The sequence below is a fragment of the Streptomyces sp. NPDC054757 genome, from assembly GCF_053612185.1.
Genome location: NZ_JBSHBW010000048.1, coordinates 24,426 through 44,657 on the forward strand (window position 1 = coordinate 24,426; position 20,232 = coordinate 44,657).

Consider the following 20,232-nt stretch of genomic DNA (forward strand, 5'->3'; position numbering starts at 1 on the left):
ACGGATGCGCGGTGAAACACCTGTCCGCAAGACCGTCCGCGCCTCTGACACCATGGCTTGTGTGAGCTATCCGTACGAATACGAAGCCCCAGTTTCGCAGACGCTCTTCGACCGCGCGTCCCTTGTGACCCCTGGCGGGGTGAACTCCCCGGTTCGCGCCTTCGGTGCCGTGGGCGGTTCGCCCCGGTTCATGGTGTCCGGTACTGGCCCCTATCTGACCGACGCCGACGGGCGCGAGTACGTCGACCTCGTGTGCTCGTGGGGCCCGATGATCCTCGGGCACTCGCACCCCGAGGTCATCGCCGCCGTGCAGGCCGCCGTCGCGCGCGGCACCTCCTTCGGTACGCCGGGGGAGGGCGAGGTCGCACTCGCCGAGGAGATCGTCGCCCGTATCGAGCCCGTCGAGCAGGTGCGTCTGGTGTCGTCGGGCACCGAGGCGACCATGTCGGCCATCCGGCTCGCCCGCGGTTTCACCGGCCGCGCCAAGGTGGTGAAGTTCGCCGGCTGCTACCACGGCCATGTGGACGCGCTGCTGGCCGCCGCCGGGTCCGGCGTGGCGACGCTCGGGCTCCCCGACACCCCGGGGGTGACCGGCGCCCAGGCCGGCGACACCATCGTCCTGCCGTACAACGACCTGGACGCCGTACGCCTGGCCTTCGCCGCCCACCCCGGCGAGATCGCCTGCGTCATCACCGAGGCGTCCGCCGGGAACATGGGTCTGGTTCCGCCCGTCGACGGGTTCAACGCCGGGCTCAAGGAGCTCTGCGCCGCGGACGGCGCGCTGTACATCTCGGACGAGGTGATGACCGGCTTCCGTACCTCGAAGGCCGGCTGGTACGGCGTCGACGGGGTCCGGCCCGACCTCATGACCTTCGGCAAGGTCATGGGCGGCGGCTTCCCGGCCGCCGCGTTCGGTGGACGCGCGGACGTCATGGCGTGTCTGGCGCCCGGCGGTCCCGTCTACCAGGCGGGCACGCTCTCCGGGAACCCGGTCGCCACCGCCGCCGGGCTCGCGCAGCTGCGGCTGCTCGACGACGCCGCGTACGAGAAGATCGACGCGGTCTCCCGGGAGATCCAGGGGCTGGTCACCGCGGCGCTCAGCAAGGAGGGTGTCGCGCACACCATCCAGACGGCGAGCAATATGTTCTCCGTCTTCTTCACCGACGGCCCTGTCCGGAACTACGAGGACGCCAAGGCGCAGGACGCCTTCCGCTTCACCCCCTTCTTCCACTCGATGCTGGCGCAGGGTGTCTATCTCCCGCCGTCGGCCTTCGAGTGCTGGTTCGTATCGACCGCCCACGACGAGCGGGCGGTGGAGCGCATCGCCGCCGCCCTGCCCGCCGCCGCCCGAGCCGCCGCCGAGGTGTCCGCATGAGCGACAGCAGCAAGGACAGAAGCAGCAAGGACAGAAGCAGCGAGATCACTGTCGTGCATCTGATGCGCCATGGTGAGGTGCACAACCCCGAGGGCGTGCTGTACGGGAGGAGGCCCGGCTACCACCTCTCCGAGCTGGGCCGGAAGATGGCCGACCGGGTCGCCGAGCACCTCGCGGGCCGTGACATCACCTATGTCGTGGCGTCCCCGCTGGAGCGCGCGCAGGAGACCGGTGCCCCGGTCGCCACCTCGCACGGTCTCGAACTCGCCACGGACCCCCGGCTCGTCGAGGCCGCGAACATCTTCGAGGGCAAGACGTTCGGCGTCGGCGACGGCGCCCTGTCCAGGCCGGCGAACTGGAAGTACCTCACCAACCCGTTCCGCCCGTCCTGGGGCGAGCCGTACGTGGACCAGGTCGTCCGGATGATGGGCGCGCTGAACTCCGCGCGGGACGCCGCGCGCGGCCACGAGGCGGTCTGTGTCAGCCACCAGCTGCCGATCTGGACGGTACGGAGCTTCGTGGAGCGGCGGCGCCTCTGGCACGACCCCCGTAAGCGGCAGTGCACGCTCGCCTCGCTGACGACCTTCACGTACCAGGGGGACAGGATCGTCTCCGTCGGTTACACGGAACCGGCGAGGGACCTGGTGCCGTCCCATCTCCTGTCCGGGGCAAAGCCTGCCAAAGGGAAGGCAAAGGCGTTCGGCGCCTAGAGTGAAAAATCGTACTGGTTGGGCGGAACCGTCACGTTAATCCCATCATCTGACCGGTTGCGCGCTTGTATGGGCCGCCGGACGACGCAACAGATGGGTGACGCGATGCGCAACATGAGCAGGAGGGGCCTGCTGGGACTGGGAGCCGGGGCTGCGGCCGCGGCAGGGCTGGCGGGCTGCGGCTCCGGTGGCAAGTCCACGGGCGGCAGTAAGGAAAAGGGCAGTCAGGGTGCCGGTGCCAGCCCGAAAAAGGGCCCGGTCCATCTGATCGGGGACGGGTCGACCGCCGATACCGGCCTCCAGCCGAACCAGCCGGCCAAGCCGGTCAGGCTGGAGCCGGGGCAGACCCCGCCGCAGTTCGTGATTTTCTCCTGGGACGGCGCGGGTGAGGTCGGAAACGGCCTTTTCCCGCGATTCCTGAAGCTCGCCAAGGAGCACCAGGCGGGAATGACGTTCTTCCTCTCCGGGCTCTATCTGCTGCCCGAGTCGAAGAAAGAGCTGTACCGGCCGCCGAACAACCCGGTCGGCGCCTCGGCCATCGGTTATCTCAGCGATGAGCACATCAAGGCGACCATGAAGTACACCCGGCAGGCATGGCTCGACGGCCATGAGATCGGGACCCACTTCAACGGGCATTTCTGCGGCACCACTTCGGGCTCGGTCGCGCACTGGACCCCCGAGCAGTGGCAGAGCGAGATCGACCAGGCCGTCTCGTTCGTCACCGAATGGCGGACGAACACCGGGTGGCACGATGAGCCGCCGCTGCCTTTCGACTACCGCAAGGAACTCATCGGCAGCCGCGCCCCGTGCCTGCTCGGCCAGGACAACCTGATCCCGACGGCGAAGAAGCTCGGCTGGCGCTACGACGCCAGCTCGCCCGGCGGCATGCAGACCTGGCCTGTCAAGCGCGGTGGGCTCTGGGACCTCCCGCTCCAGCAGATCCCGTTCCCCGGGCACACCTTCGAGGTGCTCTCGATGGACTACAACATGCTCGCCAACCAGTCGAAGAATTCGACCAAGGGCATGACGTCGCATTACGCGTACTGGCGCAAGCAGGCCGCCGATTCGTATTTCGCCGGATTCAAGAGGGCGTACGAATCGAACCGTGCCCCCATGTACATCGGCAATCACTTCGAGGAGTGGAACGGCGGTATCTACATGGACGCCGTCGAGGAAGCGATGAAGAAGATCGCCGGCCGTCCCGACGTACGGCTCGTCTCCTTCCGGCAGTTCTGCGACTGGCTCGATGTGCAGGACCCCGCGGTGCTCGACAAGCTCCGCTCCCTCGAAGTCGGGCAGCGGCCGGCCGGCGGCTGGAACAGTTTCCTTAAGGCTGCTTGACATCGGGCTTTCCGGGCAGTGAGGGGGGTGCCCAAGATCCGGGAAACGGCCATGCGAAACTTTTCACATGGCTCTTACGCGCCCCCTCCGCCGACGTACCGAAGTCCGCCGCGCCGCCCAGCTGGGCGCAGTGGTCGCGGTCTCCGCGCTCGCTCTGTCGGCGTGCGGATCCGGCGCCAAGGTGAGCAGTTCCCAGGGCTCCCGCTATGTGACGAGCAGCAGTGGCATTGTCACCGCCGCGAAGGGCGGGCGCCAGACCGCGCCCGACCTCTCCGGCAAGACCGTCGACGGCAGGACGCTCGATGTCGGCCGGGCCGGCAAGGGCAAGATCGTCGTGCTGAACGTCTGGGGCTCCTGGTGCCCGCCCTGCCGCGCCGAGGCCGGGAACCTGGCCAAGGTCTCCAAGGACCTCAAGGCCAAGGGCGTGGAGTTCGTCGGGATCAACACCCGTGACACGTCCACCGGCCCGGCCAGGGCGTTCGAGAAGAACTACGGCGTCCCGTACCCGAGCCTCTACGACCCCACCGGCAAGCTGCTGCTCCGCTTCCCCGCGGGCAGTCTGAACCCGCAGTCGATCCCCTCCACGGTCGTGCTCGACCGCGAAGGGAAGATCGCGGCCCGGAAGGCGGGCGGGGTCGAAGAGGACACGCTGCGCAAGATGATCGACCCGCTGATCACGGAGAAGTGATCCGGTGAGCGCGCTCGTCACGCTGGCCGCCGAATCCGGCATCGGCGGCACCGTCTACGACGGTGCCCTGCTGGTCGCGCTGCCCATCGCCGTACTGGGCGGTCTGATCTCCTTCTTCTCGCCGTGTGTCCTGCCGCTGGTCCCCGGCTATCTGAGTTACGTCACCGGGGTCAGCGGTTCGGACCTCGCGCAGGCCAGACGGGGCCGGATGGCGGCCGGGGCGGCGCTGTTCGTCCTCGGCTTCACCGCTGTGTTCGTCTCGGGCGGCGCGCTCTTCGGCTTCTTCGGGAGCAAACTCCTCGCCTACCAGGGCATCCTCAGCAAGGTGCTGGGCGCGCTGATGATCCTGCTCGGGATCTTCTTCATGGGCATGATGCCCTGGCTCACCCAGCGGGAGTTCCGGCTGCACAAGCGGCCGGTGACCGGCCTGGCCGGGGCCCCGCTGCTCGGTGCGCTCTTCGGCATCGGCTGGACGCCCTGCCTCGGACCGACGCTGTCCTCCGTGGAGCTGCTCGCTTCGCAGCAGGGCACAGCCGGCCGCGGCGCCATACTGACCGTCGCGTACTGCCTCGGTCTCGGGGTGCCGTTCGTGCTCGCGGCGGTGGCCTTCCGCAAGGCGCTCGGCGCCTTCGGCTGGGTCAAGAAGCACTACGCCTGGGTGATGCGCATCGGCGGGATCATGATGATCGTGACCGGACTGCTGCTCGTGACCGGCGCCTGGGACCGCATCATCCAGGAGATGCAGGTCTGGTCATCCGGCTACACGGTGGGGATCTGAGTTCCACATGAGCAAGACGACAGAAACGACGGACGCCATGAATCCGGGCGCCACGAATCCGGAGGCGGCCGACCCGGAGTCCGGGAGCCCGGACGGCGCGGAACCGGACACCACCGGCGGCGCGGGCGAGACCGACCTCGGCGCCGCCGGGTCGCAGCTCTCCACCGCGCCGAAGGAAGACCCGGTCTCCACCCTCCCCGCCATGGGTGTCATCGGGTGGATCCGCTGGTTCTGGCGGCAGCTGACCTCCATGCGGGTCGCGCTGCTCCTGCTGCTCCTGCTGTCCCTGGGAGCCATCCCCGGCTCACTGATCCCGCAGACGAGCATCGACGAGCTGAAGGTCACCGACTTCAAGGCCAAGCACGATGTGCTCGCGCCGGTCTACGACAAGCTGGGACTGTTCCACGTCTACAGCTCGGTCTGGTTCTCGGCGATCTACATCCTGCTGTTCATCTCGCTCATCGGCTGCATCGTGCCCCGCACCTGGCAGTTCGTCGGCCAGCTGCGCGGACGCCCGCCGGGCGCCCCCAAGCGGCTGACCCGGCTGCCCGCGTACACGACCTGGCGTACTGAGTCCGAGCCCGAGGCCGTCAGGGACGCCGCGCTCACCATGCTCAGGAAGCGCCGCTTCCGTGCGCACTCCCCCCGCGACGGCGAGGTCGCGGCGGAGAAGGGCTTTCTGCGCGAGACCGGGAACCTGCTCTTCCACATCGCCCTGATCGTGCTCCTGGTCGCCTTCGCCAGCGGCCAGCTGTGGAAGTCCGAGGGCGGCAAGCTGGTCGTCGACGGCGACGGCTTCTCCAACACCCTCACGCAGTACGACGACTTCAAGGCCGGCACCCTCTTCGACCCCGAGAATCTCGCGCCGTTCAGCTTCACGCTGGACAAGTTCATCGGGACGTACGAGAAGAACGGGCCCAACCGCGGCACCCCCCGCAAGTACGAAGCCCATGTGACCTACTCCGACGGCCCGCAGGGCAAGGACAAGAAGGCCGTCATCAAGGTCAACACGCCCCTTGAGGTCGACGGCTCCAAGGTCTTCCTGGTCTCGCACGGCTACGCCCCGGTCGTCGCCGTCAAGGACGCCAAGGGCAAGGAGATCTACCGCGACGCGGTGCCGCTGCTGCCCCTCGACTCCAACGCCACGTCGACCGGCGCGATCAAGGTGATGGACGGCTACCGCAACGCGGCGGGCAAGAAGGAACAGCTCGGCTTCCAGACCATGTTCGTGCCGACCTACGCCGGCAAGGGCAAGGGCACGATGTTCTCCACCTACCCGGGGCTCGACTTCCCGGTGATGGCCGTCTCCGGCTTCCACGGCGACCTCGGGGTCAACTCGGGGCTGCCGCAGAGCGTGTACCAGCTCAACTCGGACCATATGAAGCAGTACAAGGACAGCAAGGGCAAGAAGCTCGCCAAGCTGCTGCTGCCGGGCGAGACGATGAAGCTGCCGAACGGCGAGGGCTCGATCCAGTTCCTCGGCGTCAAGCAGTGGGCCAGCTTCAAGATCTCGCACCAGCCCGGCAACGGCTTCGCGCTGGTCGGCGCGCTGGCGGCCATCGCGGGCCTCGCCGGATCGCTGTTCATCCAGCGCCGCCGGATCTGGGTCCGTGCCGTACGGGGAGAGGACGGCGTGACCGTCGTGGAGATGGCCGGTCTCGGCCGGAGCGAATCCGCGAAGCTCCCCGAGGAGCTGGCCGATCTGGCCGCAACGCTCCATTCAGTGGCGCCGTCGGCGCCTGACTCCGCTGCATCCGCAGAGACACCCGAAGGGGCCGAGAAGTGAATCTCGCCGCCGCAACCAATGAGAACCTGGCGCACATCAGCAATGTGCTCATCTATTCGTCGATGGCCGTCTACACCCTGGCCTTCTTCGCGCACATCGCGGAGTGGACCTTCGGCGCCCGCAGCAAGGTGGGCCGTACGGCGGCCGCACTGACCTCGGCCACGGCCGCCGCCCCCGCGGTGCAGGTCAAGAAGCAGGGCGGCGGCACCGCCGTACTGGAACGGCCGAAGGTCGTCACCAGGTCCGCGGCCGGTTCCCGCGACGTCCCGGACGGCCCCGGCGCCGCGGGCGGCAGCGAGAAGGGCGACCTGTACGGGCGGATGGCGATCTCGCTGACCGTCCTCGGCTTCCTCGTGGAGGCCGGCGGGGTGGTGGCCCGCGCCATGTCGGTGCAGCGGGCGCCGTGGGGCAACATGTACGAGTTCTCGATCACCTTCTCATCGGTGGCGGTCGCCGCGTACCTGATCCTGCTCGTCGTCAAGAAGAACGTCCGCTGGCTGGGGCTCGCCCTCGTCACCACGGTCCTGCTCGACCTCGGTGTCGCCACCACGGTCCTCTACACCAAGAGCGACCAGCTCGTCCCCGCGCTGCACTCGTACTGGCTGTGGATCCACGTCTCGACGGCGATCATCTGCGGCGCCATGTTCTACATGGGCTTCGTCGGCACCGCGCTCTACCTCTTCCGGGACCACTACGAGGCCAAGATCGCCCGTGGCGGTAAGCCGGGCGCGTTCGCCGACTCGGTGCTCTCGCGGCTGCCGTCGGCCGCCTCGCTGGACAAGTTCGCGTACCGGATCAACGCCGCGGTCTTCCCGCTCTGGACGTTCACGATCATCGCGGGCGCCATCTGGGCCGGTGACGCCTGGGGCACCTACTGGGGCTGGGACCCCAAGGAGACCTGGTCGTTCATCACCTGGGTCGTCTACGCCTGCTATCTGCACGCCCGCGCCACGGCGGGCTGGAAGGGCCGCAAGGCCGCCTATCTGGCGCTCTTCGCCTTCGCCTGCTGGATCTGGAACTACTACGGCGTGAACATCTTCATCAACGGTATGCACTCCTACGCCGGAGTCTGACAGCGACTGGTCCGACAGCGGCTGTTTCCGGCAGCCACCGGAAGAGGGCCGGTTCCCGACACACGTCGGTGAACCGGCCCTCTTCCGGTGTGGAACCCCCTTCCCGGGGCGAGGCTTGAACCATGACCGAGGCGATCGCACACGGCACGAGCACCAGCCACGGGGACACCCACACCCTGCGGTTCGCCCTTTACCTGCCGTACGCGGCGGCCCGGGTGTGGGGCGAGGTGGCCACCCCGGTGGGGCTGCGGCAGTGGCTCGCCGCCGCCGACGTCTTCGAGTCGCGGCTCGGCGGCCGGATCACCCTGCGCGGCCCCGGCGTACCGGACGCGGCCACCGGGACCGGCGTACCGGACGCGGCCACCGGGACCGGCGTACCGGAGCAGGCCGCCGGGACGGTCACCGCCTGGGACGGTGAGCAGGTCGTCGAGTACACCTTCGCCGGGCACGGCCGGATCCGGTTCCATCTGGAGTCCGTCGGGGCCGAGGCGACCGTGGTGCGCTTCACCCACGAGTTCACCGGCCCCGAAGCCCGCTGCCCCGAGGCGCTGGCCTGCTGGCACGAGCACTTCGAGCTGCTGCACGACGCGCTCGCGGGCCGCCCCGGCCTCCCGGCGGACGGACCGGACGGACCGGACGGATCAGGCGGATCAGGCGGACCGGATGGACCGGATGGACCCGACAGGCCGGCCGCGCCCGCCGGGAACCCCGAGCGGCGCCAGGAGCTGCGGGCCGCCTACCGGCCGCGCGGCGGCAGGCACTCCTGAGCCGGCGGCTTCTTCGTCTTCGCAGGCCAGGCCAGCTTCACGAACTCCTGGGTCCCGGTCTGCGTCAGCTGCACGATGGCCACGGCCTTGTCGTACGGGTTGCCGTAGTTGTCCAGGCAGATCCAGCCGCTCGCGCCGTTCACCCGCAGCGGCCCCTGCAGCTTCGACCAGACGGCGCCGACGTCCTCGATGTCCGGCAGGGTGCTGCTGCTCGCCCTGGCCCGGCGGATCCCGGTGACCGCGGTCGCCATCCCGTCGTACGCGATGATCGCCTGGCCGTCCGCGAGCGAGGCGTCGTCGATCGGACCGATCGGCCCGACGCCCTTGCCCGAAGCCGTGGCGACCGCCCGGGTGAAGGCCGCGTAGTCGGCCGGGCTGCCGCCGGTCGCGGGCATACCGGGGTCGGTCGCCTTGACCCAGGAGCCCGGGTGGGCCAGCGCCGCGTACTGGACGATGACCGGCTCGGCGCCCTTCTTCGGCTTCAGCGCCTGCTTGTTGAGCTTGGTGTCGTAGCCCAGGTACGAACCCTCGTCACCGGTGAGGATGGTGAACTTCGTCCGTACGCAGATCCGGTTGCCCAGCGCGTTCACGAACTGCCGCAGCTGGGTGTGGCGCCCGGCGAAGAGGATCGTGTTCACCTGGCGGGCCGAGCAGATCGCGTCGGTGATCTGCGCGAACGTGTTCGCCGTCGAGCCGTCCTCGGACTGGTCGGGCGGCGAGGTGTACACCCGGTCCTCGTACGGCGCGCCCGCCAGCATGCCGTTGAAGGCGGCCCGCAGCGTCTCCGTGTAGTGGTCGCCGGGGTGGGTGTCGCGCACCAGGAGCGTCTTCTTCGGGTCGATGTCGGCGAAGTTCTTCAGCGCGTCGGCCTCGTCCTTGTTGGTCGGCGAGACCCGGGCGAGCCCCGGGTAGGGGATGCCCTTGGGGCCGTTGGAGATGTCGTCGGCCGTGATGGTGGTGCCGATCACCGGGATATGACTGTCGGTCAGCTCCTTCACCGCGTCGCGCGTGTCGTCGCTGCTGGTCGCCACCCCGGAGACGGCGCGCAGATGGTCGGGGGCGCCGGTCATGCCTTTGAGCTCGTGCACCGTGGGGGCCCACTGGGCGCTGCCGACACCGGTGTTGGCGAGGACCAGCCGGATCTTCGGCACCTGGTCGTTGTCGTCGTGGTTGGCGCGGTACTGCTCGACGAACGCGCCCTGCGCCTCGTGCAGCACCTTGTTCGCCATGTCGCTGTCCGTCGAGGTCAGCGGCAGCAGCAGGGCCACCGTCGCGTACTGGCCCTTCTTGAGCGTCCTGTTCTCCCGGGCGATGGCCTGCGCCACCTCGCGCAGGGCCGGCCGCCCGAAGTCGTAACCGTCGCCGTTGACACCTATGCACTCCGCCCCCTGCTCGGGGCGGTCGACGCCCTTCGCGCAGTGCAGGTCCGGGGTGTAGAGGGCGTACGCGGCGATGCCCGCACCGGCGAGCAGGACCAGGACCACCACCGAGGTGAGGATGCGCCGCAGACCCGTGTACCAGAAGAACTCGCGGAACCTGTTGCTCACGGCGTGACGCCCCCTGGGTCGCTAGCGGTACGGTCCGGGCTCCGCCACTCCCGGACGGCCGTCGGCCAGGTCCTGGAGGCGTGCCAGAGCACTTCGTTGCCGGTCGGATGCAGCGCCGAGAGCTGGGCCAGCTCGTCGCCCATCTTCTCCGTGAGCCCCTCGTCCGGCAGGGCCAGCAGATCGGTCAACTGCCAGACGCAGTGCAGCAGCCGGCGGATCCGCAGATGGAACACGCGGTCGGTGCCCTCCGGCGGCCGCTGCTCGGAGTCGGTCCGCCCCAGCGCCACCGCGCGCCGTACGTCGTGCTCCGCGAAGTACGGCGCCGACGCGATGAAGCGCAGCTCGTCGAGCCAGGCGGCGGCGTCGGCCTCGCGGAAGGTGTCCCGCAGATGCGCGACGGCGCCCCCGGTGTCGCCGAGCGCCAGCTCGTGGTGGAGGCGGAGCGGGGCCCGGTCCGCGCAGAGGTCGCGCATCGTCTCCTGGACCTCGCGCCAGAGTCCGGAGGCCGACGCCGCCTCCCCGGTGGGGTGGCGCAGCCGGTGCAGCAGCAGGGCGCGCAGGAACGGGTCGCCGACGAAGTGGCCGGGCGCCTCCGGCCAGCACTCCTCGGCCAGCAGATCGCGCATCGGCAGCACACCGGCCCGGCCGCCGTCGTGGTCGAGCCGGGCGGCGGCGAGCACTTCGGCGTCGGCCGTGCTGTGCGCAGCGGCCAGCACCGCGAGCCGGTCGAGCCTGGCCGGCGGGACCAGCTGCTGGAGCAGCTCGGTCGCGGTCGGGCGGCCCGGCTCGTCCTCGCGCAGCGCCACCGGCAGCGAGAGCAGCGCGCCGGGGGTGAGGTCGTCGAGCCCGCTGTCGACCGGCACGGTGGGCCCGGCCAGCTGGGCGGCCTGCCCCGCGGCCTTCGTCAGCAGGGCCGCCCCGAGCGGGCGCCCGCCGGTCAGCCGGTGGACGGAGCGGGCCAACAGCGGCGGGGTCAGCATCCCCGGGTCCTCGCGGTCGAGGAGCTGGCTCACATGCTCGGGGGCCAGCTCCGTCAGCTGTACGGTGAGCGCGCCCGACGCGACCTCGGTGCCCCGGGTCCAGGGCGTGGCGTGGGTGACCTCGGGCAGCAGACACCGCTCGGCCGAGTGCAGCGCCGGATGGTCGTGCCCGCGCAGCGTGGCCATGAAGACGACCTGGTCGAGGTGGCCCGCCGCCCGGTCGCGCAGCACCGGCTCCAGGAGCCTGCGGCCCAGCGGTGCCTGGACGTTGTCGAGCAGCACCAGCGGCCTGCCGACCCGGCGCAGCCGCCCCATCCCCTGGTAGGCGGCGCGCAGATCGGCGCGGAGCGCGCCCACGAGATGGCGCTCGGCGAGCGCGCGGGCGTCGCTGTCGCGCTGGCGGTGGAACTGCAGGGCGAGCAGGTTCAGCCCGCGTTTGGCCTGGCCGCCGGCGCCCGGGTAGTCGCCGTACCAGTTGGCCGCGGCGCGCTGGCCCCGGTCGAAGAGGTCTTCGAGCAGCGACTCGACGGTGGTCTCCACGATGACGTCGAGGCCGGGCGGCGCACCCGTCCACAGTGCGGCGAACTTCGCCGTGATCTTGACGAGCCAGCCCTTGCCCAGACCTTTGAGCCGTGCCCCCGACTCGACGAGCATCCCGAGCCGCAGCGCCTCGTCGTGCACCTGCTGGCTGTTGTTCGGGTCCCACCCGGTGGAGGCGATGGCCACCAGACCGGCGGCCAGCCGCGGGAACTCGATGGCGCCCGCGCCCCGCACGGCCGGTCCGAGCTGCTCCCCGAGCACCGAGAGCGCCTCGGTGACCGGCGACCAGAAGGGGGCGCGCCGGTGCCCCGAGGGCAGCGCGGCGAAGTCCGGGTGCTCGCAGTCGATGAGGGCGACGGGGGTGCGGCCGCGGTAGTTGGTGCGGAGCTGTTTGAGTACGACGGTCTTGCCCATGCCGCGTCCACCGGTGAGGACGACCACCGGCAGGTCGTCACGGCGGCCCCCGAACGCCTCGACGGGTGTCTGCTGGAATCCGTGCGGCGGCAGACCTACGAGCCGTGGCGCGAGACCGTGGAGGAGACCGCCCCGTGCGTACAACTCCCTGTCCACAGCACCTCCCACGCCGAAGGGCGCAGCTTTCACTGCGTCAACATCAGCTTACCGAGGGAGGGTTGGGATGGGCATGGGCTTTCGGCGGGCCGGAAGCGGAGGGCTCCCCTCACCTTCTGCCGGTGTCACTCCTCGCCGATGTCCTCGTTCCAGAGCGCCGGGTTCCGGGCGATGAACTCCCGCATCAGCGCGGTGCATTCGGCGTCGTCGAGGACGAGCACCTCCACCCCGTGCTCCGCGAGCCAGTCGTGGCCCCCGTGGAAGGTGGCGGCCTCACCGACCACCAGCCGGGAGATCCCGAACTGCCGGACCAGACCGCTGCAGTACCAGCAGGGGGAGAGGGTGGTGACCATGGTCGTACCCCGGTACGACCGCTGCCGCCCCGCGGCCCGGAAGGCGGAGGTCTCCGCGTGGGTCGACGGATCGCCGTCCTGGACGCGCCGGTTGTGCCCGCGCCCGAGCAGCGCCCCGTCCGCCCCGTACAGCGCGGCCCCGATCGGGATACCGCCCTCGGCGAGCCCGGCCCGCGCCTCGGCCACCGCCGTGGCCAGCCACCGCCGCGCCTCTTCGCGGTCCGGCCCTGTCTCATCCATGGAGCGCCCCGTTCTCTCTTCCACCGCCCGGCCCCGGCCGTTCAACTGCCCGTCCGTTGGCCGCGTTCCGTTCAGTTCGCGTCCTCGCCGCTCTCACGGCGGCGCAGCTCGTTCTCGCGGCGGCGCAGGTCCGCCTCCCAGTCCTTGAGCAGCGACTCGTCCGTGCGGTGCTCCGCGCGCAGGCTGTCGAGGAACTCCGGATTGTCGTCGGGCGCCGTCCAGCCGGCCCGCCCGTCGCGCCGCCGTCCGCCGCCCGCCGGGCCCGCTCCGGCGGGTCCCCGCCGGTTGCGGCCCGCCACGATCCAGGCGACCGGGCCGACCAGCACCTCGCCGAAGAGCAGGATGATCAGGACCCAGATGACCTTGGGCAGACCGCGGACCTCCTCCTCGGGCGTGTTCAGGCAGTCGATGAAGGCGTAGATCCACACCGCCAGGACCAGCAGAAAGGGCAGATACCTGAGCATGGCCGAACGATCCCCCAGGGGAAGGCTGCGAGACGTCCGCAACGTCCCGATGACGGCCACAGGGTAGCGGTCCGGTACAGCCAGCCGCTGGGGCGCGAGCGGCAGGCCCCTGGCGCGGACCGGTGGTGGGGACCGGCCGCACCGCCGGGGATGACAGACTGGACCGCATGGCTTACGACGATCTTCGCTCGCTGCTCAGGGCGCTGGAGCGCGACGGCGACCTCAAGCGCATCAAGGTCGAGGTCGACCCCCATCTGGAGGTCGGGGAGATCGTCGACCGCGTCAACAAGGCGGGCGGCCCCGCCCTCCTCTTCGAGAACGTCAAGGGCGCGTCGATGCCCCTGGCGATGAATGTGTTCGGCACCGACCGCCGGCTGCTCAAGGCCCTCGGCCTCAGCTCGTACGACGAGATCAGCGACCGGATCGGCGGACTGCTCAAGCCCGAGCTGCCGCAGGGTTTCGTCGGCGTACGGGAGGCCTTCGGCAAGCTGGGCTCGATGGTCCACGTACCGCCGAAGAAGGTGAAGCCCGAGGCCGCCCCCGTGCAGGAGGTGGTCCTCACCGGCGACGACGTGGACCTCGACCGGCTGCCCGCGCTCTTCACCTGGCCCGAGGACGGCGGCTCCTTCTTCAATCTGGGGCTCACCCACACCAAGCACCCGGAGACCGGCGTCCGCAACCTCGGGCTCTACCGGCTGCAGCGCCACGACAAGCGCACCATCGGGATGCACTGGCAGATCCACAAGGACAGCCGCAACCACTACGCGGTGGCCGAGCGCAGGGGCGAGCGGCTGCCCGTCGCCATCGCCTTCGGCGCGCCGCCCGCGGTGACGTACGCCTCGACTGCGCCGCTCCCCGAGGACATCGACGAGTACCTCTTCGCCGGCTTCGTCCAGGGCAAGCGGATCGAGATGGTCGACTGCCGGACGGTCCCGCTCCAGGTGCCCGCGCAGGCGGAAGTCGTCCTGGAGGGGTGGCTGGAGCCCGGCGAGACGCTGCCCGAGGGGCCGTTCGGCGACCACACCGGCTTCTACACCCCGCAGGAACCGTTCCCCGCACTGACGATCGACTGCGTCACGATGCGCCGCCGTCCGCTGCTCCAGTCGATCGTCGTCGGCCGCCCGCCGACCGAGGACGGCCCGCTGGGCCGCGCGACGGAACGCTTCTTCCTGCCGCTGCTCAAGATCATCATCCCGGACATCGTGGACTACCACCTGCCCGAGTCGGGCGGCTTCCACAACTGCGCGATCGTCTCGATCGACAAGAAGTACCCGAAGCACGCCCAGAAGGTGATGCACGCCGTCTGGGGCGCCCACATGATGTCGCTCACCAAACTGATCGTCGTGGTGGACGCCGACTGCGATGTGCACGATCTGCACGAGGTGTCCTGGCGGGCCCTCGGCAACACGGACTACGCACGTGACCTGACCGTCGCCGAAGGCCCGGTCGACCATCTCGACCACGCCTCCTACCAGCAGTTCTGGGGTGGCAAAGCCGGTATCGACGCCACCCGGAAGTGGCCCGAGGAGGGCTACACCCGGGACGGCGGGTGGCCCGAGATGGTGCGGTCCGACCCCGCGGTCGCCGACCGGGTGACCAAGCGCTGGAAGGAGTACGGCCTGTGAGCGCATCCGCCGCCGCGCTGCCGCAGCCGGGCAGGACCAAGGCGTTCCTGCGCCTGGTGATGATCGAGCACTCGGTCTTCGCGCTGCCCTTCGCGTACATCGCCGCACTGACCGCGATGTACCGCCTTGACGGCAACATCCACTGGGGGCGGCTGCTCCTGGTGACCGTCGCGATGGTGGGGCTGCGCACCTTCGCGATGGCCTGCAACCGCATCATCGACCGGGAGATCGACGCCCGTAACCCGCGCACCGCGTCGCGCGAACTGGTCACCGGCGCGGTCTCCGTGAGGTCGGCCTGGACGGGCGCGCTGGTCGCGGTCGTCGTCTTCCTGGGCGCGGCCGCCGCGCTGAACCCGCTCTGCCTGGCACTGGCGCCCATCGCGGTCATCCCGATGGTGGTCTATCCGTACGGGAAGCGCTTCACCAACTTCCCGCACGCGATCCTCGGTCTGGCCCAGGCCATCGGCCCGGTCGGCGCCTGGCTGGCGATCACCGGCGAGTGGTCCTGGGACGCGGTCATCCTCGGCCTGGCCGTGGGTATCTGGATCGGCGGCTTCGACCTGATCTTCGGCTGCCAGGACGTCAAGGCGGACCGCGCCCACGGGGTGAAGTCGGTCCCCGCCCGCTTCGGCATCCCGGCCGCCCTGCACGGCGCCCGCGCCTGCCACGCGGTGACGACCGCGCTCCTCGTCTGGTACGCGGTGGCGACGGACGCCGGGGCGTTCTTCTGGGCCGGCCTGGTGATCGTCGCGGTGGCCTTCGTCTACGAGCACAACGTCGTGAAGCCGCACGACCTCTCCCGGCTGAACCGCGCCTTCTTCTCGGTCAACGGCTTCATCGGGATCGCCCTGTTCGTGTGCGCCTTGATAGATCTGCTGGTGCGGGGCCTGACGGTCTGAGTACGGTGCGACCTGGCATCGGATGCGGGGACGGGGAGGCCGACGTGACGCTTTCGGAGACCGAACGCCTGCACTCGCGGCTCATCCGGTTCGAGGACATGTTCCCGGGCTACCGGACGGAGATCGTCGAGGGCAACATCGTGATGAGTCCGGTGCCGGCATTCCACGCCAAGACGATCCGGCGTGTGTGGAATGCGCTGGAGACCCAGGTGCCGGAGAAATGGGGATTCGTCAGCGACGTTATTTTCCCTTTCGACGCCGACAACGAGTTCTGCCCGGACATCGCGGTGATCCCCCAGGCCGAGGTCGACGAGAACCGCGGTTCCTACTCACCCGACCTGATCGAAGTGGCCGTCGAAGTCGTCTCACCGAGCAGCGTGCGCAACGACTACGAGGTCAAGGACAGGGCCTACGCCGGGCGGGGCATTGCCAACTACCTGATCTTCGATCCGTACAAGGCGCACTGCGTGACGCTCTGGAACCCGGGCCCGGACGGCTATATCGGCCGGGACATCATCCCGTACGGCGAGGCGGTGACGGTACGGACCCCGCTCGGCCGCCTCACCGTCGACACCGGCGCGCTCCCGGTGGACCCCAAGCACACCTGACCCGCCTCCCGTCTCCGGCCGGCCGGGCCGCCCCGGATAGGCTCGGACACGTGGCGCACGTGAAGGTACACAGTCAGCAGCCGCGGCGGCCGTGGATCGTCGGGGTCTCAGGGGCGTCCGGTACGCCCTACGCGGCGGCCGTGCTCCGCGGGCTGCTCGACGCGGGTGAGGCCGTGGATCTGGTGGTCAGCAGGTCGTCCCGGCTGACCCTGCTCGACGAGACCGGGATCGCCTTCCGCGACGGGCACTGGCAACAGGACCTGCGGGCCTGGCTGGCCAGGGGCGCGGACGGGAAGCCGGACACCTTCGCGGTGGACCCGGCCCTCTTCGCGGAGGGGACCGGAGCCGTACGGCACTGGGCCGCCGGGGATCTGGCCGCCGGTCCTTCCTCCGGTTCGTACCCGGTCAAGGGCATGATTGTCGTCCCGGCGTCCACCGCCTGTGTGGCGGGCGTCGCGCTCGGGCTCTCCAAGGACCTGCTCCAGCGGGCGGCGAGCGTGACGCTCAAGGAGCGGCGCCCGCTGGTGGTCGCCGTACGGGAGACCCCGCTCAACGGCCAGACGCTGCGCCATCTGGTGACCCTGGACGAGGCGGGCGCCGTGGTGCTGCCCGCCTCCCCGGCGTTCTACGCGGGGGCGACCCACATCCAGGACCTGGTGGACTTCGTCGCCGGCCGGGCGCTCGACGCGGCGGGGGTGGCGCACACGCTTTACCGCCGCTGGGAGGGCAAGCTCGGCGGCTCCCGTGAGGACGGCTCGGATTAGTCCGTCGGCGCTCTGCCGCCTCTCGCCACTGAGTGGAGATTCGCAGGGTGTTTTCCCTGTGTGCCTTAGATTCCAGACGTAGACTCGCGATATTGCTGAACAATGGAAGGCTTCAACAGTATGGACGCGGTGGACAGGCAGCTCATTCAGGCGCTGCGGGAGAACGGCAGGGCCTCCTACGCCGAGCTGGGCCGGCTCGTCGGACTCTCCGGGCCCAGCGTCACCGACCGCATCAACCGTCTTGAGGCGGCCGGTGTGATCACCGGCTACCGCGCCACCGTCGACGCCAAGTCCCTCGGCCTCGGGGTGACCGCCCTCATCGGCATCTCGCTCTCGGACGCCGCCGACCACGAGGACGTCGCCCACCGGCTCAAGGACCTGGCCGAGATCGAGGACGCCTGGTTCATCGCGGGCGACGACTCGTACATGCTCAAGGTCAGGGTCGGCGACGTGGACGGCCTGGAGCGCACCATCCGCAGGCTCAGCGGCACCCGGGGCGTCTCCCGCACCCGCACCACGGTCGTGCTCTCCACCAAGTGGGAGAACCGCGTCGGAGAGCTGCCCGAGCCGAGCTGACCCGGGGTCTCCGGTCCGGGCCGACCCCAGGACCGGGCCCCGGCCCCGGCACCGGGTGCCAGCCGGGTCCCGGCGCCGTTCCGGCGGGGGAGTACGGTTGGCTGGTTGTTTACGTACGCATATGGGAGGCGGCCGCACATGACTGCGTCGATCAACGATGTAGGCCTCAAGCGCGAGATCGAGGCAAAGGTCCGGGCCGGTGAGCGGCTGACCCGCGAGGACGGCGTCGCGCTCTACGAGACGGACGACCTGGCCTGGCTCGGCGGCCTCGCCCACGAGGTGCGTACGCGCAAGAACGGCGACGTGGTCCACTTCAACGTCAACCGGCACCTCAACATGACCAATGTGTGCACCGCGTCGTGCGCCTACTGCTCGTTCCAGCGCAAGCCGGGCGAGAAGGACGCGTACACGATGCGCATCGAGGAGGCCGTCCGCCTCGCCAAGGCGATGGAGGGCGACAACCTCACCGAGCTGCACATCGTCAACGGCCTGCACCCGACGCTGCCCTGGCGGTACTACCCGCGCTCGCTCAGCGCGCTGAAGGAAGCCCTTCCGCAGGTCGCCCTCAAGGCGTTCACCGCCACCGAGATCCACCACTTCGAGACGATCTCCGGGCTCTCCGCGTCGGAGATCCTGGACGAGCTGATCGAGGCCGGTCTCGAATCGCTGACCGGCGGCGGCGCCGAGATCTTCGACTGGGAGGTCCGGCAGCACATCGTCGACCACGCCACCCACTGGGAGGACTGGTCGCGCATCCACCGCCTCGCCCACGAGAAGGGTCTGAAGACCCCGGCGACGATGCTGTACGGCCACATCGAGGAGCCGCGCCACCGCGTCGACCACGTCCTGCGGCTGCGTGAACTCCAGGACGAGACCGGCGGCTTCCAGGTCTTCATCCCGCTGCGCTACCAGCACGACTTCGTGGACATGAAGGACGGCAAGATCCGCAACAAGCTCCAGGTGCGGACCACGATGGCGACCGGCGCCGAGTCGCTGAAGACCTTCGCGGTCTCCCGGCTGCTCTTCGACAACGTCCCGCACGTCAAGGTCTTCTGGCCCATGCACGGCGTCCAGACCTCGCAGCTCGCGCTGCAGCACGGCGCCGACGACATGGACGGCTCGGTGGTCGAGTACAAGATCACCCACGACGCCGACAACTACGGCACGCCGAACAAGCTCGGCCGTGAGGACCTGCTGGAGCTCATCCGGGACGCGGGCTTCCGCCCGGTCGAGCGCAACACGCAGTACGAGATCGTCCGCGAGTTCGACGGACCGGACCCGGCCCGCCGCGACGCCCCGCAGCCGATGCGCTTCTGAGCCGGGCGCCCCGCCCCGCCCGCTCCCGCGACGGAACCCCGGCCACGGCCGGGGTTCCGTGCTTTCCTACGCTGGACGTATGAGCCTCACGTTTGAACTGGACCCGCGGATGGACGCCACGCTGCGGGACGGAGTGGTCGGGCTCTGGACGGATGTCTCGAACGCCGACGGCGCGGTCGGCTTCGTACCCCCGGTCACGCCCGACGACATCCGCCCGGAACTGATCAAGCACCTGACCGCGATGACCGAGGGCCGCACCCGGCTGCTCGTCGGCCGGGACGCGAGCGGCACGGTCGCCGCCACCGCGTTCCTCACCCTCAACACCCACCGCCTGATGCGCCACTGGATCTGGCTCTACACGGTGATGGTCCACCCCTCCCACCAGGGCAAGGGGTACGGACGCGACCTGATGAGCGCGGCGGCGGACGCCGCCCGCAGCCTCGAAGGGATCGAGGGCATCCGGCTCACCTGCCGGGGCGGCATCGGAGTGGACCGCTTCTACGAGTCCTGCGGCTACAAGGAGGTCGGCCGGGTGCCGGACGCGATCCGTGTCGCCCCCGGTGACGACCGCGACGACATCATGATGTACCTGCCGCTGCTCTGATCCCGGTGCGCCCGACGCTCCGACCCCGCCCCGCCCGATGCACGCCCCGCCGCGCCCGACCCCTACCCGGCCGGAGTGATCGCAAGTGGGGCGTGCTTCACTTGTCGGGCAGGATCGGCAGGGATCGGCAGGATCAGCTGCCGCCGGAACGAAGAGAGAGGCCCCAGTCGTGTCTGTAGCCAACCCGGGTGCCACCATTCGCTACACCGCGATGCGGATCGTCATCTTCATGGTGTCCCTGGTCTTCTGCGCGGTCCTCGTCCACTTCGGCATCGTCCCCAAGGGCCTCGGCGGCTCCAACTTCATCTGGACGATCCTGCTGGCGCTGGTCATCTCCGCACCGCTCAGCTTCGTCCTGCTGCGCAAGCAGCGCGACAAGATGTCCGAGCAGCTGATCAACAAGGTCGAGCAGACCAAGGTCAGGCTGGAGGCCCACCGCACGCAGGAGGACGGCCTCACCCACTAGGCACCGTCCGGCGCCGTCCGGGGCCGTCCGCTGGGCTCGCACCCCGAAGGCCCCCGCCGCTGTCCCCAGCCGCCTGTCAGCCGCCTGTCCCAAGGCGTGGGCAGGCGCCGTAAGTTACGTCACACAGACCGGGAACCCCGGGCCGGAGCGAGCTGCTCCGG

At 69.9% G+C, this 20,232-nt stretch carries 20 protein-coding genes; 16 read left to right on the plus strand and 4 right to left on the minus strand.

The features are described 5' to 3' along the window. Window positions 1–52 precede the first annotated feature (52 nt). From hemL to ACWGKJ_RS33565, 8 genes are all read left to right on the plus strand, one after another. Window positions 53–1,375 (plus strand): glutamate-1-semialdehyde 2,1-aminomutase, encoded by a 1,323-nt coding sequence (hemL, locus tag ACWGKJ_RS33530; RefSeq protein ID WP_385028363.1) that lies wholly within the window; start codon window positions 53–55, stop codon window positions 1,373–1,375. Beyond that, on the plus strand, window positions 1,372–2,085 hold the full coding sequence (locus ACWGKJ_RS33535; protein WP_385028366.1) for a histidine phosphatase family protein: 714 nt from the start codon (window positions 1,372–1,374) through the stop codon (window positions 2,083–2,085). The genes hemL and ACWGKJ_RS33535 overlap by 4 nt, the downstream gene beginning before the upstream one ends. A 105-nt stretch (window positions 2,086–2,190) precedes the next feature. Then, window positions 2,191–3,426 (plus strand): polysaccharide deacetylase family protein, encoded by a 1,236-nt coding sequence (locus ACWGKJ_RS33540; protein WP_385028420.1) that lies wholly within the window; start codon window positions 2,191–2,193, stop codon window positions 3,424–3,426. 67 nt (window positions 3,427–3,493) lie between these two features. Next, window positions 3,494–4,114 (plus strand): TlpA family protein disulfide reductase, encoded by a 621-nt coding sequence (locus tag ACWGKJ_RS33545; protein ID WP_385028369.1) that lies wholly within the window; start codon window positions 3,494–3,496, stop codon window positions 4,112–4,114. A gap of 4 nt (window positions 4,115–4,118) precedes the next feature. Beyond that, window positions 4,119–4,892, plus strand: coding sequence for a cytochrome c biogenesis CcdA family protein (locus tag ACWGKJ_RS33550; RefSeq protein WP_385028372.1), 774 nt, complete (start codon window positions 4,119–4,121; stop codon window positions 4,890–4,892). 7 nt (window positions 4,893–4,899) lie between these two features. Next, window positions 4,900–6,678, plus strand: coding sequence for a cytochrome c biogenesis protein ResB (resB, locus tag ACWGKJ_RS33555; protein WP_385028375.1), 1,779 nt, complete (start codon window positions 4,900–4,902; stop codon window positions 6,676–6,678). Next, window positions 6,675–7,751, plus strand: coding sequence for a c-type cytochrome biogenesis protein CcsB (gene ccsB / locus ACWGKJ_RS33560; protein WP_385028378.1), 1,077 nt, complete (start codon window positions 6,675–6,677; stop codon window positions 7,749–7,751). The genes resB and ccsB overlap by 4 nt, the downstream gene beginning before the upstream one ends. A gap of 122 nt (window positions 7,752–7,873) precedes the next feature. Further along, complete coding sequence (locus tag ACWGKJ_RS33565; RefSeq protein ID WP_385028381.1) at window positions 7,874–8,518, plus strand: SRPBCC family protein; 645 nt, start codon at window positions 7,874–7,876, stop codon at window positions 8,516–8,518. Here the strand turns inward: ACWGKJ_RS33565 and ACWGKJ_RS33570 are convergent. From ACWGKJ_RS33570 to ACWGKJ_RS33585, 4 genes are all read right to left on the minus strand, one after another. Continuing rightward, window positions 8,488–10,065 (minus strand): type 1 periplasmic-binding domain-containing protein, encoded by a 1,578-nt coding sequence (locus ACWGKJ_RS33570; RefSeq protein WP_385028384.1) that lies wholly within the window; start codon window positions 10,063–10,065, stop codon window positions 8,488–8,490. The two genes, ACWGKJ_RS33565 and ACWGKJ_RS33570, sit on opposite strands and share 31 nt — an antisense overlap. Further along, window positions 10,062–12,155: a hypothetical protein gene (locus ACWGKJ_RS33575; RefSeq protein ID WP_385028387.1), complete on the minus strand. Its 2,094-nt coding sequence runs from the start codon at window positions 12,153–12,155 to the stop codon at window positions 10,062–10,064. Before ACWGKJ_RS33575 ends, ACWGKJ_RS33570 begins: the two co-directional genes overlap by 4 nt. Before the next feature lie 125 nt (window positions 12,156–12,280). Next, window positions 12,281–12,748: a nucleoside deaminase gene (locus ACWGKJ_RS33580; RefSeq protein ID WP_385028390.1), complete on the minus strand. Its 468-nt coding sequence runs from the start codon at window positions 12,746–12,748 to the stop codon at window positions 12,281–12,283. Window positions 12,749–12,819: 71 nt separating this feature from the next. Beyond that, window positions 12,820–13,212 (minus strand): PLDc N-terminal domain-containing protein, encoded by a 393-nt coding sequence (locus ACWGKJ_RS33585; protein WP_385028393.1) that lies wholly within the window; start codon window positions 13,210–13,212, stop codon window positions 12,820–12,822. A 167-nt stretch (window positions 13,213–13,379) separates the two neighbouring features. On the opposite strand from ACWGKJ_RS33585, the gene ACWGKJ_RS33590 reads away from it, so the two are divergent. The 8 genes from ACWGKJ_RS33590 to ACWGKJ_RS33625 all read left to right on the plus strand — a co-directional run bounded on the left by ACWGKJ_RS33590 (window position 13,380) and on the right by ACWGKJ_RS33625 (window position 20,071). Further along, a complete protein-coding gene (locus ACWGKJ_RS33590; RefSeq protein WP_385028396.1) occupies window positions 13,380–14,837 on the plus strand; it encodes a menaquinone biosynthesis decarboxylase in 1,458 nt (485 codons plus the stop codon). Beyond that, window positions 14,834–15,736, plus strand: a complete 903-nt coding sequence (mqnP, locus tag ACWGKJ_RS33595; RefSeq protein ID WP_385028399.1) for a menaquinone biosynthesis prenyltransferase MqnP — start codon at window positions 14,834–14,836, stop codon at window positions 15,734–15,736. The genes ACWGKJ_RS33590 and mqnP overlap by 4 nt, the downstream gene beginning before the upstream one ends. Window positions 15,737–15,780: 44 nt before the next feature. Beyond that, window positions 15,781–16,344, plus strand: a complete 564-nt coding sequence (locus ACWGKJ_RS33600; protein WP_385028402.1) for a Uma2 family endonuclease — start codon at window positions 15,781–15,783, stop codon at window positions 16,342–16,344. Between the two features lie 50 nt (window positions 16,345–16,394). Further along, on the plus strand, window positions 16,395–17,108 hold the full coding sequence (locus ACWGKJ_RS33605) for a UbiX family flavin prenyltransferase (RefSeq protein WP_385028405.1): 714 nt from the start codon (window positions 16,395–16,397) through the stop codon (window positions 17,106–17,108). A gap of 120 nt (window positions 17,109–17,228) precedes the next feature. Then, window positions 17,229–17,684, plus strand: a complete 456-nt coding sequence (locus ACWGKJ_RS33610) for an Lrp/AsnC family transcriptional regulator (RefSeq protein ID WP_385028423.1) — start codon at window positions 17,229–17,231, stop codon at window positions 17,682–17,684. Window positions 17,685–17,822: 138 nt separating this feature from the next. After that, complete coding sequence (gene mqnE / locus ACWGKJ_RS33615) at window positions 17,823–19,001, plus strand: aminofutalosine synthase MqnE (RefSeq protein ID WP_385028408.1); 1,179 nt, start codon at window positions 17,823–17,825, stop codon at window positions 18,999–19,001. A 79-nt stretch (window positions 19,002–19,080) separates the two neighbouring features. Then, window positions 19,081–19,605, plus strand: coding sequence for a GNAT family N-acetyltransferase (locus ACWGKJ_RS33620; RefSeq protein WP_385028411.1), 525 nt, complete (start codon window positions 19,081–19,083; stop codon window positions 19,603–19,605). 169 nt (window positions 19,606–19,774) lie between these two features. Then, window positions 19,775–20,071 (plus strand): DUF4229 domain-containing protein, encoded by a 297-nt coding sequence (locus ACWGKJ_RS33625; protein WP_385028414.1) that lies wholly within the window; start codon window positions 19,775–19,777, stop codon window positions 20,069–20,071. Window positions 20,072–20,232 lie beyond the last annotated feature (161 nt).